At 64.9% G+C, this 12,634-nt stretch carries 12 protein-coding genes; 8 read left to right on the top strand and 4 right to left on the bottom strand.

Annotation, left to right across the window (positions count from 1 at the left end; translation table 11 throughout):
• Positions 1-48: 48 nt before the first annotated feature.
• Positions 49-1,041: an alpha/beta fold hydrolase gene (locus ACSQ22_RS19205; RefSeq protein WP_436131252.1), complete on the bottom strand. Its 993-nt coding sequence runs from the start codon at positions 1,039-1,041 to the stop codon at positions 49-51.
• A 130-nt stretch (positions 1,042-1,171) separates the two neighbouring features.
• Here ACSQ22_RS19205 and ACSQ22_RS19200 point away from each other — a divergent pair, with 130 nt between their 5' ends.
• Positions 1,172-1,912, top strand: a complete 741-nt coding sequence (locus ACSQ22_RS19200) for a helix-turn-helix transcriptional regulator (protein WP_436131251.1) — start codon at positions 1,172-1,174, stop codon at positions 1,910-1,912.
• A 3-nt stretch (positions 1,913-1,915) separates the two neighbouring features.
• On the opposite strand, the gene ACSQ22_RS19195 is transcribed toward ACSQ22_RS19200, so the two are convergent.
• The 3 genes from ACSQ22_RS19195 to ACSQ22_RS19185 form a co-directional block, all read right to left on the bottom strand.
• On the bottom strand, positions 1,916-3,457 hold the full coding sequence (locus ACSQ22_RS19195) for an NAD(P)H-hydrate dehydratase (RefSeq protein WP_436131250.1): 1,542 nt from the start codon (positions 3,455-3,457) through the stop codon (positions 1,916-1,918).
• A gap of 84 nt (positions 3,458-3,541) precedes the next feature.
• Complete coding sequence (locus ACSQ22_RS19190; RefSeq protein ID WP_436131249.1) at positions 3,542-4,774, bottom strand: FAD-dependent oxidoreductase; 1,233 nt, start codon at positions 4,772-4,774, stop codon at positions 3,542-3,544.
• A gap of 52 nt (positions 4,775-4,826) precedes the next feature.
• Complete coding sequence (locus ACSQ22_RS19185; RefSeq protein ID WP_436131248.1) at positions 4,827-6,182, bottom strand: amidase; 1,356 nt, start codon at positions 6,180-6,182, stop codon at positions 4,827-4,829.
• A gap of 187 nt (positions 6,183-6,369) precedes the next feature.
• Between ACSQ22_RS19185 and rpsB the strand changes: the two genes are divergently transcribed.
• From rpsB to ispC, 7 genes are all read left to right on the top strand, one after another.
• Positions 6,370-7,122 (top strand): 30S ribosomal protein S2, encoded by a 753-nt coding sequence (rpsB, locus tag ACSQ22_RS19180; RefSeq protein WP_055398248.1) that lies wholly within the window; start codon positions 6,370-6,372, stop codon positions 7,120-7,122.
• A gap of 107 nt (positions 7,123-7,229) precedes the next feature.
• Positions 7,230-8,156, top strand: coding sequence for a translation elongation factor Ts (gene tsf, locus ACSQ22_RS19175; RefSeq protein WP_436131247.1), 927 nt, complete (start codon positions 7,230-7,232; stop codon positions 8,154-8,156).
• A gap of 56 nt (positions 8,157-8,212) precedes the next feature.
• Positions 8,213-8,935 carry a UMP kinase gene (gene pyrH / locus ACSQ22_RS19170; RefSeq protein WP_010457839.1) on the top strand — a complete coding sequence of 241 codons (723 nt, stop codon included), beginning with the start codon at positions 8,213-8,215 and terminating at the stop codon, positions 8,933-8,935.
• Positions 8,936-8,986: 51 nt separating this feature from the next.
• Positions 8,987-9,547, top strand: coding sequence for a ribosome recycling factor (gene frr, locus ACSQ22_RS19165; protein ID WP_436131246.1), 561 nt, complete (start codon positions 8,987-8,989; stop codon positions 9,545-9,547).
• Between the two features lie 289 nt (positions 9,548-9,836).
• Positions 9,837-10,568: a polyprenyl diphosphate synthase gene (gene uppS, locus ACSQ22_RS19160; RefSeq protein WP_436131245.1), complete on the top strand. Its 732-nt coding sequence runs from the start codon at positions 9,837-9,839 to the stop codon at positions 10,566-10,568.
• Positions 10,569-10,595: 27 nt separating this feature from the next.
• Positions 10,596-11,450 carry a phosphatidate cytidylyltransferase gene (locus ACSQ22_RS19155; RefSeq protein ID WP_436131244.1) on the top strand — a complete coding sequence of 285 codons (855 nt, stop codon included), beginning with the start codon at positions 10,596-10,598 and terminating at the stop codon, positions 11,448-11,450.
• Positions 11,447-12,628 (top strand): 1-deoxy-D-xylulose-5-phosphate reductoisomerase, encoded by a 1,182-nt coding sequence (gene ispC / locus ACSQ22_RS19150; protein WP_436131243.1) that lies wholly within the window; start codon positions 11,447-11,449, stop codon positions 12,626-12,628. The genes ACSQ22_RS19155 and ispC overlap by 4 nt, the downstream gene beginning before the upstream one ends.
• Positions 12,629-12,634 lie beyond the last annotated feature (6 nt).

Below are 12,634 nucleotides of genomic sequence, written 5' to 3'. Positions count from 1 at the left end.
CTAATTAATAGCTGCTAACGCTTTATGGATAAGCGCTAGCAGCTATTTTTATTGGATTTTCGGCGTGGTCTCGCGCGGGGTCGTGGCCACAACGCCCAAGAAGCGGGCGTATCGCTGCGCCGTCTCTTTGGGCGCCTCCATCATGGGCAGGTGGCCAATGCCGGGCAGTGCTTCGGCATGGGCGTGGGGCAACAGCTTCTGCAAAGTCTGCAGTCCAGAGTGGTCGAACACGCGGTCGCTCTCGCCCCACAGGGCGAGGATGGGGTGGTGCTGCAACGTGCTCAGTCGTTGCTCCAGCAGGTAGCGGTCTTTGAGCTGCGCGTCCCACAGGCGCGTGTTGGAGGTGGCGTTGCGCAGCGCTTCTTGTTCAGACGCATGCAGGATGGGGTAGGGCAAAAAGGGGCGCTTTTCAAACACCAGATCCATCATGGCACCGAAGGCCGCGGCATCGTGGGTTACCAGCGGGCGTTGTCCGGTGTCGATGAGGCGGTCCATGGTGCTGGGCTGGGGCGAGCGAATGCCGTGGGGTGCGCCGATGAACGCCACGCTGGCCACGCGCTCGGGATGCTGCAAAGCAAAGAGAGCGGCGATGGTGCCGCCCATTGAGTTGCCCGCCAGATGCACTTTCGCAAGGCCGAGCGCGTCCAGAAACGCGGCCAGCCGCGCGACGTGGGCGGCGTAGTCGTAGGGCTGGTCGTCCCGCCGCGTGCTCTCGCCAAAACCCGGGATATCAGGGGCAATCACCCGGTACTGGCCGGTGAGCGGTCGCGCAAAATCCACCCAATGGTCTTTCTCCGCAAAAATGCCGTGCAGCAGAACGATGGGTGTGCCACTGCCGTGGCCCGGCGCGGGGTTTGGGGGCGTGCCGTTGTCCAGGTAGTGGATGGTGTGCATGGCCGCATCGGCGGTTTTTTCTTCCAGGCCGGACAGATGGCGATTGGCGCTGAGCAGCGGCTCTTTGAACAGCGAAGGTGCCCCGTAGTAGAGGCCGACCGTGCCCAGTACCAGAGCCGTTGCGACAGAAATAACGATGCGTTTCAAGAAGCGTTCTCCAGGGGTATGGCTGAGTGCATGCCAGGGACTGCTGCTTCAAGTGTCAACACCTGCTCGGCCCCTGGCGGGAGAGGCAAGGCTACGGAGAACGCGGTAAAAAAACTTGTAGGTTTGGGCTATGCCAGCACGCAACACACTGACCCTGGGCACTGACCGGGCGCTCTACGTCGGAGAGATCCCGGCCACGGGCTGGCACTGCCATGCGTCGCCGGTGCTTCTGATGGGGCTCTCGGGTCGGTTCGCGGTGCACTGGGGGGCAGGGCGTGTGGAGACCTGCCACAGCGCGCTGGTGGACGCGGGCGTGGAGCACCTGTTCGACCCTTGCGGCGAGACGGTTGCCCTGGTGTACCTGGAGCCCGATTCGCGCGAAGCACGGGGGTTGCGCGGTCTGTTCCAGCAAGAGGGTGGCGTGGTGCTGGATGTCGCAGTTTCCGTGGGGGCGCGCAGTGCCATGGAGGGCTATCTAAATCACTTCGACCTGCCCGCCTTGCTGCGGTGCCCGCTCGATAACGAGGTGGCGCCGCTGGACCCACGCGTGGCGCGCAGCCTGCATGTGCTGCGCCATCCGCAGGCGGGGCGGGTGGCACGGGGTGACCTGGCCTCGGGCGTCCAGCTTTCGGCATCGCGTTTCAACCACCTGTTTCGCGCCGAGATGGGCGTGAGCTTGCGCAGCTACCGCGTCTGGTCCCAGGTGCGGCTGGCGATGGCGGGGCTGGCGCTCAGCCCGCGCCTGACCGACGCGGCGCTACATGGCGAGTTTTCTGATTCGGCCCACTTCAGCCGCATGTTCCGGCAGACCTTTGGCATGACACCGTCGAGCGTGCTCAAGCCGCTCAAGACGGTGACCTTGCTGGCCTGAGGTTCAGCGTCCGCCCACGCGCCGCGCCAGCATACTGGCCGTCAGCGCCTGGCGCGCTGGCCAATCATCAGCCGCCTGGCCATGCTGGTACACCGCTTCACTCGCAGCGCGCAAGGCGCTGGCGCCGGCGGCCAGGTGGGCGCCCACCATGCCCGCCAGCACATCGCCCGTGCCCGCCGTGGCCAGGCGCGCATTGCCCGTGGGGTTGATGGCAGGGACGCGGTCGGGTGCGGCGATCACGGTGCCCGAGCCCTTGAGCACGGCCGCACAGTTGAACTGGTTGGCCAGTTGCTGCGCGGCATCCAGCCGGTGGGCCTGGACCTCGGCCGTGGTCAGGCCCAGCAGGCGCGCAGCCTCCAGCGGGTGCGGTGTGAGCACCGTGGGTTGCCCGTGTTGTCCGCGTGCCACCACCAGCGCGTGCAGTGCGGCCTGGGTGGCGATGGTGTTGAGCGCGTCGGCATCCAGCACCAGTCGGGCTGCGCGGGTGATGACCTCGGGCAGAACGCGAGCGATGGCCTGCCCGCCGCCACAGCCGCAGACCACGGTGAGCTGTTCCAGTGCCAGCGCGTCAAAGCGGCGGAACATCAACTCCGGCTGCTGTGGGTCGAGTTGCTGCTGGCCGTTGTCGAGCAAAGCCACCAGCACCCGGCCCGCGCCGCTGTGCAGAGCGGCCGAAGCGGCCAGCAGTGCGGCGCCCGCCATGCCCATACCCCGCGCCGCCAGTCCTTCGCCGCCCACCACGGCCACGTCGCCATAGCTGCCCTTGTGGCTGGCATGGGCGCGGGGGGCGGGCAGGGCGGGGCCGGAAAGCCAGGCGTTGGGCGGCTCGTGCCCGGGTTCTACGCCCAGATCATCCAGCCAGACCTGGCCCGCTGCGTCCCGCCCGGCGGCGGTGAACAGGCCGGGCTTGAGAGTGAGCAGACTCAGTGTGTGGCGTGGCGGGGGCGCTTGGTGGTGCAGGTGGTAGTGCTGGTGGGTTTGGGTGTCGGGCGCAAGGCCTGCAGCAAACTGGCCGGTGTCTGCGTCCAGCCCGCTGGGCAGGTCCACGGCCAGCACAGGGGCCGGGCTGCGGTGCAGGGCTTGCAGACAGGCCTGGAGCCTTGTGTCGGGCGTGCGTGCGGGGCTGTGGGGTGAAGAAGAGACGCCAATGCCCAGCAGCGCATCAATGCACAGGTCGTTGGCCCCCAGATCGCCGGGCGCGGTGTCTGCCCAGACCACGCCCGCATCCCGCGCCCGCTGCCACGAGGCCCTGGCATCGGCCGGGGCCGTATCGGGCTGGCCCAGCCAGGTCACGACCACTCTGCGGCCACTGCGCTGCAGGTGCATGGCAGCCTCCAGTCCGTCACCTCCGTTGTTCCCGGGCCCGCAGGCAATCCACACGGTGCGTGCGTGGGGGGCCAGCGCCTGGGCCAATTGCGCCACGGCCAGGCCGGCGCGTTGCATGAGGGTGTGCGGGGGCAGGGCGACCGCCGCCGCATTTTCCAGGCGGCGGGTGGCGGCTGTGTTGAACAGGGGATAAGGCTGGTGGGCGGTGATGCGGTGCATGGGCTGCAGGGGGCAAGGGCTGCTGCCAGTGGCAGCGCGCCTGCCATTGTGCGCCGACACCCCGTGGGGGCAAAGCGCAGGCTCCTAGAACCGACGCATGCCCAGCCCGTCCAGCGACACCTCGGGCTCGCGCTGCGCGATCAAGTCGGCCAGCGCCCGGGCGCTGCCGCAGGCCAGAGCCCAGCCACTTGCGCCGTGGCCGGTGTTGATCCACAAGCCCGGCACGCCGCTGGCGCCCACCACCGGTGCTCCGTCGGGCAGCATGGTGCGGGCGCCGCGCCAGATCTGCAGGTTGGATGACAGCTGCACGCCACCGGGGAACCAGTCGTTCAACGAGCGGTACAGGCGCTGCAGTGTGGGGGTGTGGTGCTCGGCATCGGCCCCGGCCAGTTCAGCGCCACCGGCAATGCGCACACGCTGGCCCAGGCGGGTGATGGATATCTGCTGACCCGCATCCACCACGCTGGCGCGCGGGGCGTGGGTGGATTCGCGCAGCGGGGCACTGACGGAGTAGCCATACACAGCCGCCATGGGCAGGTCCAGGCCCAGCGCAGGCAGCAGCGTGGCTGATGCCATGCCCGCGCACAGCACCACGGCATCAAAGCGGCGCAGCTCCGCTTCGCCTTGCAGCACCACGCCGGTGGGGCTGCTGCCCAGTCGGTCCACGCGGGTGTTGAACACAAACTGCACGCCACCGCCCTGAATACCCTGGCGCAGCAGCTGGGCAAACAGGCGGCAGTTGCCCGCGCGCGCGTCGGGCAAGTGGATGGCGCCTGCCAGCGGCGCCTCGGGCGACAGGCCGGGCTCGATCTGGCGGGCCACATCGGCGTCGATCTCGCGCAAGGTCACGCCGCTGTCGCGCAGCACCTGCAGTGCGGGCTGCAGGCGCGTGCGGTCTTCCTCAGTGCGCAGCAGCACCAGGCGGCCATCGCTGGCTTCGAAATCCAGCTCGTGCTGGCTGGCGATGGATTGCAGGCGCGTCTGGCTGTACTGCGCCAGGCGCTCGACGGCTGTAGCCGGGGCACTGTGGCTGCGGGCCATGCTGCGCCAGCGGCGCAACCAGGCCCAGTTGGCGAGGGTCAGGCCGCCTGCCATCCGCAAGGTGGCCTGTGCCCCCATCAGTCGCAGCGGCTGGCCAAAGCCCGGCACTGCCCAGGGGCTCAGCAGGTAGGGTGCGAGCAGTCCTGCAGTGGCAAAGCTGGCTTCCTCGGCGGCTGCGCTGCGTTGTTCGAACACCGTGACTTCGTGGCCGTCGCTGGCCAGCTCGTATGCGGTGGTGACGCCGATGATGCCGGCGCCCACGATAGCAATCTTCATGAATATGGGTGTTTTTGGCCTCTAGCGCTTGTTGGTAAAGCGCAAGTAGCTATTATTTTTGTAGTATTTGTTCGATCTGCAGGCTCACGTTGAGCACCGTGTCGTCCCTGAGCGCTCCGTGCCAGACCATCAGCCCGACCGGGAGTTCCCCTGGCACGTGGCAAGGCAGCGACAGCGCACAGCCATCCAGCAGATTGACCACGCTGGTGTTGCGCAGCAGCAGGTTGTTGACGCGGAAGAACTCGGCGTCGCGGGCGGCGTCCTGGACTTTGTCCAGTCCATCGGCCGGCGCGACATCGGCAATGAGCGGTGCCACGATGGGAACGGTGGGGGACAGCAGGGCGTCATAGCGCTCCATGTCGGAGAGCATGCGTGCAATCCATTGCTGGCGCGCCTGCACCAGGTCGATGTATTCCCAGGCCATCAGCGTGGCGCCTTTTTCAATGCGCATGCGCACCCGGGGGTCGTAGCGGTCGCCTGTGCGCTGCAGCAACTCGCGGTGCCAGGCGTAGGCTTCGGGGGCGGCAAAACCGTAGGCGGGCTGCTCCAGCACGGCGGGCAGGTCGATGGTGTCGATCTGGGCGCCGGCCTGGCGCAAGGCTTCCACGCTGCGCTCAAAGGCGCGCGCCACGGTGGCATCCAGCCCGTCGAGGAAGAGGGTGGACGGCACCGCCAGCCGGTACTGCGACAGCGGCGCCAGGCTGCGCGTCACGCGCCGGGCGGCCAGCACCTCGTGCGCCACGATGGCGTCGCGCACTGTGCGCGTCATGGCGCAGGCAGTGTCCAGGGTGGTGGACAGCGGCACGGCGCCAGCGGTAGGCACCAGCCGGGCGGTGTTCTTGAAGCCCACGATGCCGTTGAGCGCCGCAGGAATGCGGATGGAGCCGCCGGTGTCCGATCCCAGTCCAATGAACGCGGCGCCAGTGGCGACCGACACCCCGGCGCCGGACGAAGACCCGCCGGGCACCCGGGGGGCGCCGGGCACGGCGCCAAAACGGGCGTCCCAGGCAGCAGGCGTGCCGTAGTGGGGGTTGACGCCTACGCCCGAGAAAGCGAATTCCACCATGTTGGTGCGGCCAATCAGGCTGGCACCCGCTGCGCGCAGCCGGGCCACGGCCGGGCAGTCTTGAGCTGCTGCGGGAGCCCCCGCCAGCGCGGTGGAGCCCGCCGGGGTGGGTTGGCCGGCCACGTCAAACAGGTCCTTCACCGACACCGACAGCCCGGCCAGAGGCAACTGGGCCACGCCCGGCTGCACCGCTGTGGTGCGAGCCTCGTCGAACAGGGTTCGCACAAAGCTGTGGGTGTTGGAGGTGGCCTGGGCAGCGTCGATGCAGCGTTCCAGCTCGGCGGGCGCGGTAGTGGCGCCGTCCCGCAGTTGCTCACGGGTGGCGATCAGGTCAGAGAGCATGGGTGTGCTAGAATCTTTGGGTTTTGCTGGGAGCAGTAGCGCAGTGGTGCAAGGTTTGCACAACCAGCGTGGCCGCTGCGGCAAGACCAATCGCAAAGCAGCCCTGTCAAGGTGTTGCGGTGTTCGTGAAGATCACGGCACTGCAAATATTGGGGTTGATTTTAGACCTAACCTTTGGAGTATTTTTATGTCCGTTACCATGCGCGAAATGCTGGAAGCCGGTGTCCACTTCGGTCACCAAACCCGCTTCTGGAACCCCAAGATGGCCCCCTACATCTTCGGCCATCGCAACAAGATTCACATCATCAACCTGGAAAAGTCGCTGCCACTGTTCCAGGAAGCCCAAAAGTTCGCCAAGCAACTGGCTGCCAACCGCGGCACGATCCTGATGGTCGGCACGAAGCGCCAAGCCCGTGAAATCCTGGCTACCGAAGCGCAACGCGCTGGCGTGCCTTTCGTGGACCAGCGCTGGCTGGGCGGCATGCTGACGAACTTCAAGACCGTGAAGACCTCGATCAAGCGCCTCAAGGACATGAAGGCCCAGCAAGAAGCTGGCCTCGACAGCCTGAGCAAGAAGGAGCAACTGACGTTCTCCCGCGAAATCGAGAAGCTCGAAAAGGATATCGGCGGCATTCAGGATATGGCTGCTCTGCCCGATGCCATCTTCATCATCGACGTGGGCTTCCACAAGATCGCCGTTGCCGAAGCCAAGAAGCTGGGCATCCCGCTGATCGGTGTGGTCGATACCAACCACTCGCCTGAAGGCATCGACTACGTGATCCCTGGCAACGACGACTCGGCCAAGGCTGTGACGCTGTACGCCCGTGGCATCGCTGACGCGATCATCGAAGGCCGTGCCAACGCCGTGAATGAAGTCGTGAAGGCTGCTACTGCAGAGAGCACCGACGAATTCGTGGAAGTGCAAGAAGCCGCTGCCTGATAGCCCGGCTGCGCGATCCGTCGCGAACAAAAGCGGGGCCCCTGGTGAGCCCCCTTTTTTTTTAGCCCGAATCTGAACTGACTGAACTGAACACTGAAGGAACAAAGATGGCTGCAATTACCGCAAGCATGGTTGCTGAACTGCGTGGCAAGACCGACGCTCCGATGATGGAATGCAAGAAGGCGCTGACGGAAGCCGACGGCGACATGGCCAAGGCTGAAGAGCTGCTGCGCGTCAAGCTGGGCACCAAGGCTGGCAAGGCTGCATCGCGTATCACGGCTGAAGGCGTGGTCGCCAGCTACATCGACGGCAACACCGGTGCCCTGGTGGAAGTCAACAGCGAAACCGACTTCGTCTCCAAGAACGACAGCTTCATCGCCATGGCCAACGCCGCTGCCAAGCTGGTGGCTGAACACAACCCTGCCACCGTCGAAGCCCTGGGCGCGCTGCCCTACAGCCAAGACAGCTTCGGCCCCACGCTGGAAGACGTGCGCAAGGGCCTGATCGGCAAGATCGGCGAGAACATGTCGTTCCGCCGCTTCAAGCGCTTCAGCGGCTCCAACCTGGCAGCCTACCTGCACGGCTCACGCATCGGTGTGGTCGTCGAGTTCGACGGTGACGCCACCGCCGCCAAGGACGTTGCCATGCACGTGGCCGCCATGAAGCCCGTGGCTCTGACCAGCGCCGACGTGCCTGCCGACCTGATCGCCAAGGAGCGCTCGGTCGCCGAAGGCAAGGCCGACGAAGCCAACAAGGAACTCGTGGCTGCTGGCAAGCCTGCACAAAGCGCTGAAATCACGGCCAAGCGCATCGACGGCGCGGTGCAGAAGTACCTCAAGGAAGTCTCGCTGGCCGACCAGGTCTTCGTGAAGGCTGCCGACGGCAAGCAAACCGTGGCCCAGATGCTCAAGGCTGCCAACACCAACGTGAAGGGCTTCACCCTGTACGTGGTGGGCGAAGGCATTGAGAAGAAGGTGGACGACTTTGCTGCCGAAGTGGCTGCCCAGGTGGCTGCTGCCAAGGCTGCTGCCTGATCGTTCCCTGTAACCACCCCACCAAAGCCTCGTACCACTTACCGGAGAAATTTCCCATGTCCAACGCTGCACCAGCCCACAAGCGCATTTTGCTCAAGCTGTCTGGTGAGGCGCTGATGGGGGATGACGCCTTCGGTATCAACCGCGCCACCATCGTGCGCATGGTCGAGGAGATCGCCGAAGTGACCCGCCTGGGTGTGCAGGTGGCGGTGGTGATCGGTGGGGGCAATATTTTCCGTGGCGTCGCGGGCGGTTCGGTCGGTATGGACCGCGCCACCGCTGACTACATGGGCATGCTGGCCACCGTGATGAATGCGCTGGCCCTGGCCGATGCCATGGACAAGCAGGGCCTGGTGGCCCGCGTGATGTCCGCCATCGCCATCGAGCAGGTGGTTGAGCCCTATGTGCGCCCCAAGGCGCTGCAGTATCTTGAAGAGGGCAAGGTCGTCGTGTTTGCGGCCGGCACGGGCAATCCTTTCTTCACCACCGACACCGCCGCAGCGTTGCGCGGTGCCGAAATCGGTGCTGAACTGGTGCTCAAGGCCACCAAGGTGGACGGCGTTTATACTGCCGACCCCCAGAAGGACCCCACGGCCACGCGTTATACGAAGCTCAGCTTTGACGAGGCCATGTCCCGCAATCTGGGCATCATGGATGCGACCGCGTTTGCCCTGTGCCGCGACCAGAAGCTGCCCGTGCGGGTGTTCTCCATTATCAAGCACGGCGCCCTGAAGCGTGTGGTGATGGGTGAAGACGAAGGTACGCTGGTTTACGCTTGACGACAATGGCCGAGGCCTGCCCACGATGCAGGCGGGCGCCCAGGAGAAAACATGACGATTGCCGACATCAAGAAAAATGCAGAAACCAAGATGGACCAGTCCATCTCGGCTTTCAAGAACAACCTGCAGAAGATCCGCACCGGTCGTGCCAACCCGGCGTTGCTCGATACCGTTCAGGTCGAGTATTACGGCTCCTTGGTGCCCCTGAGCCAGGTGGCCAACGTGGCGCTGATCGATTCGCGCACCATCAGCGTGCAGCCCTGGGAAAAGGGCATGGGCGCCAAGATCGAGAAGGCCATCCGCGAAAGCGACCTGGGCCTGAACCCCGCCTCCATGGGCGACCTGATCCGCGTGCCCATGCCCCCCATGAGCGAAGAGCGTCGCAAGGAAATGACCAAGCTCGCCCGCAACGAGGGCGAGAGCGCCAAGATTGCCGTGCGCAACCTGCGCCGCGATGCCAACGAGTCCGTCAAGAAGCTCGTCAAGGACAAGCTGGCCTCCGAGGACGACCAGAAGCGCTCCGAAACCGACGTGCAGAAGTTCACCGATAAGCATATCGCCGAGATCGATGCGCTGGTGGCCGCCAAAGAGCAGGAAATCATGGCGGTCTAGAGCGTGTTATGCGCTTTTACGTACCCGCGTTGGCCCCACACGCAGGTGATCGCAAGGCGCAGTGCGCAGGCAAGGCCCCGGCCTTGGCAAGCGCTGCAGCGCCGCGAGTGCCTGCGTGTGGGGCCAACCCTTTGGGAAAGTCGGGGAAAGGCCCGGCTACGTCGTTGCAAGCCGCTGGCGGTATTCATACCGCGGCGCGTCCTGCGCCTAGTTGCCGGGCCTTTCCCCGGCTTTCGCGGGCACGTAAAAGTGCTTCACACGCTCTAGGCCCCAGGGCTTGAACATTCACATGGCTGACTCTCCGTTGGTGCCACACCACATTGCCATCGTCATGGATGGCAACGGCCGCTGGGCCACGCGCCGTTTTTTGCCGCGCCTGGCGGGCCACAAGCAAGGCGTGGATTCACTGCGCCGCTGTGCACGCGCCTGCGTGCAGCGCGGTGTGGCTGTACTCACGGTGTTTGCGTTCTCCTCCGAAAACTGGAACCGCCCCGCCGACGAGGTCTCTGGCCTCATGGAACTGTTGGCGATGGCGCTGGCGCGCGAAGTGCCGCAACTCAAGAAGGATGGCGTGCGCCTGTATTTCGTGGGTGAGCGTGCGGGTCTTTCGCAGAAGGTCCGCGATGGCCTGGCGCAGGCAGAAGCCGCTACGGCTGAAAACTCCCGCCTCGTGCTCAACGTGTGTTTCAACTACGGTGGCCGCTGGGACATTGCCCAGGCCGCAGCGTCGCTGGCGGCACGCGGTGAGCCTATCACCGAGGCCAGCCTGCAGGGTGCGATGGGCATGGCCCATGTGCCCGATCCGGACCTGGTGATTCGCACCGGCGGGGAAATGCGGATCAGCAACTTTTTGCTGTGGCAGGCCGCATACTCCGAGTTTTTCTTCAGCGACCGGTTGTGGCCGGATTTCGATGAGTCGGCGCTGGACGAGGCGATTTCTGCCTTCGGTGGCCGCGAGCGCCGTTTTGGCAAAACCTCCGAACAAATCCTGTCCGCGCATCCCCAGCCGATGCCGGGCTAAGAACCTGAACAGGTTCTGAAAGGCCCCATGCTCAAGCAGCGCGTTATCACAGCCCTTGTCCTGCTGGCCATTTTGCTGCCGGCGCTTTTTTACCCATCTACGGTGCCCTTCACCTTGGTCGTGTTGGTGCTCATGGCTGCGGGTGCCTGGGAGTGGGGGCGTCTGAGCGGTTTTGGCCAGGCCGGCTCTCTGACCGTGGGCGCTGCTTGTGTCGCACTGTGTGCGGGTTCGTGGGCCCTGGGCTGGGTCGATCGTCCGTTGACCGCCCTGTGGGTGGTGGGCGGGGGCCTGTGGGTCTTGGCGGCTGCCTGGCTGCTCAAGGCAGGGGTGCCTGGTTGGCCCCGGATTCCGGGTGGAGTGCGCCTGGTGGCAGGGGTATTGGCGCTGTGGCTCGCTTGGCTCGCCGTTGTGCAGGCGCGCAATGTGGGTATCAATTTCCTGCTGTCGGTGCTGCTCCTGGTGTGGGTCGCAGACATCTTTGCTTATTTTGCCGGCCGTGCTTTTGGCCTGCGCTTCACAAAAGGCAAGCTGGCCCCTTCGATCAGTCCTGGCAAAAGTTGGGAGGGCGTGTGGGGCGGTTTGGCGGGCGTGGTGGTCATGGCCTTCGTCTGGGTAGCGGCCGATGCGCACTGGCAGGCGGCTGTGCCCAGTTTTTACAGCCGAATGGCGCTACAAGGCTGGTGGATGCTGGTGCTTGCCGCGCTGTTCATGGTGGCCATGAGTGTGTCGGGAGATCTCGTGGAGTCCCTCATCAAGCGCAGCGCCGGTGTCAAGGACAGCAGTGGCCTGTTGCCCGGACACGGTGGTGTGCTCGACCGCGTGGATGCTCTGCTGCCCACGCTCCCCCTGGCCATGATGCTCACGAGCCTGACGACTCCATGAAGAAACAACAAATCACCGTCCTCGGTTCCACCGGCTCCATTGGCACCAGCACGCTGGATGTGGTGGCCCGTCATCCCGATCGCTTCGAAGTTTTTGCGCTCAGCGCTGCCACCCAGGTCGATCTTCTGCTGGCGCAGTGTGCACAGTTCCGTCCTCGCTTCGCGGTGATGGCGAGCGCGCCCCATGCGGCGCTTCTGGCTGAAAAATTGGTGGCCAATAGCCTTCCAACGCAGGTCCTTCAAGCGCAAGATGCTCTTGAATTGATAGCGTCACACGAAGAGGTGGATGCGGTGATGGCGGCCATTGTGGGCGCTGCGGGTCTCGCACCGTGTCTGGCGGCTGCGCGCGCGGGCAAGAGGTTGCTGCTGGCCAACAAGGAAGCACTGGTGGTTGGCGGCGGGTTGTTCATGCAGACGGTGCGCGAGGGACGGGCGACGCTGTTGCCCATCGATAGCGAACACTCCGCCATCTTTCAATGTCTGCCCGAAGACCCTGCCACTTGGGCGCAACGGGTGGACAGCATTTTGCTCACGGCTTCCGGGGGGCCGTTTCGGCAACGAGACCCGTCCACGCTGGCTGAGATCACACCTGCCCAGGCCTGCGCGCATCCCAATTTCTCGATGGGGCGCAAGATTTCGGTGGATTCGGCCACGATGATGAACAAGGCGCTCGAAGTGATCGAGGCCCGCTGGCTGTTCGATCTGCACCCGGACCAGATCAAGGTGGTGATCCATCCGCAGCAGATCATCCATTCCATGGTTCAGTTCAAGGATGCATCGATCCTGGCTCAATTGGGAACGCCCGACATGCGCGTGCCCATTGCCTGCGGCTTGGCCTGGCCGGAGCGCATTGCGAGTGGTGCGAGCAAACTGGACTTTTCGACCCTGTCCGCGCTGGCGTTTGAAGATGCTGATGCCCACCGTTTCCCTGGTTTGCACCTGTCCTGGCAAGCGCTGAAAGCCGCCGAGGGGACGACGGCCGTATTGAATGCTGCCAATGAGGTGGCTGTGGGAGCGTTCTTGTCGGGGCGGCTTCGTTTTGACCATATTCATGCCGTGAATCTTGCAACTTTGGAGGCGGTTTCCCCCTCCAAGCCCAATTCGCTCGAAGCGTTGCTGGACCTGGACAGCCAAGCACGCAATGCCGCTGAGCAAGCTGCAGACCGCCTGGCGGCCTGAGTTTCC

This window comes from Acidovorax sp. LjRoot38 (genome assembly GCF_964252975.1).
In the GTDB taxonomy this organism is placed as follows: Bacteria; Pseudomonadota; Gammaproteobacteria; order Burkholderiales; family Burkholderiaceae_C; genus Acidovorax; species Acidovorax facilis.
The sequence above is the reverse complement of the archived record's forward strand: the minus strand, read 5'-3'. Positions and strand labels throughout refer to the sequence as shown.

Excerpts from the sequence above, each read along its gene's own strand:
- ACSQ22_RS19200 (WP_436131251.1), top strand. The coding sequence starts at position 1,172 with ATGCCAGCACGCAACACACTGACCCTGGGCACTGACCGGGCGCTCTAC.
- ACSQ22_RS19195 (WP_436131250.1), bottom strand. The coding sequence starts at position 3,457 with ATGCACCGCATCACCGCCCACCAGCCTTATCCCCTGTTCAACACAGCC.
- ACSQ22_RS19190 (WP_436131249.1), bottom strand. The coding sequence starts at position 4,774 with ATGAAGATTGCTATCGTGGGCGCCGGCATCATCGGCGTCACCACCGCA.
- ACSQ22_RS19185 (WP_436131248.1), bottom strand. The coding sequence starts at position 6,182 with ATGCTCTCTGACCTGATCGCCACCCGTGAGCAACTGCGGGACGGCGCC.
- rpsB (WP_055398248.1), top strand. The coding sequence starts at position 6,370 with ATGTCCGTTACCATGCGCGAAATGCTGGAAGCCGGTGTCCACTTCGGT.
- tsf (WP_436131247.1), top strand. The coding sequence starts at position 7,230 with ATGGCTGCAATTACCGCAAGCATGGTTGCTGAACTGCGTGGCAAGACC.
- pyrH (WP_010457839.1), top strand. The coding sequence starts at position 8,213 with ATGTCCAACGCTGCACCAGCCCACAAGCGCATTTTGCTCAAGCTGTCT.
- frr (WP_436131246.1), top strand. The coding sequence starts at position 8,987 with ATGACGATTGCCGACATCAAGAAAAATGCAGAAACCAAGATGGACCAG.
- uppS (WP_436131245.1), top strand. The coding sequence starts at position 9,837 with ATGGCTGACTCTCCGTTGGTGCCACACCACATTGCCATCGTCATGGAT.
- ACSQ22_RS19155 (WP_436131244.1), top strand. The coding sequence starts at position 10,596 with ATGCTCAAGCAGCGCGTTATCACAGCCCTTGTCCTGCTGGCCATTTTG.
- ispC (WP_436131243.1), top strand. The coding sequence starts at position 11,447 with ATGAAGAAACAACAAATCACCGTCCTCGGTTCCACCGGCTCCATTGGC.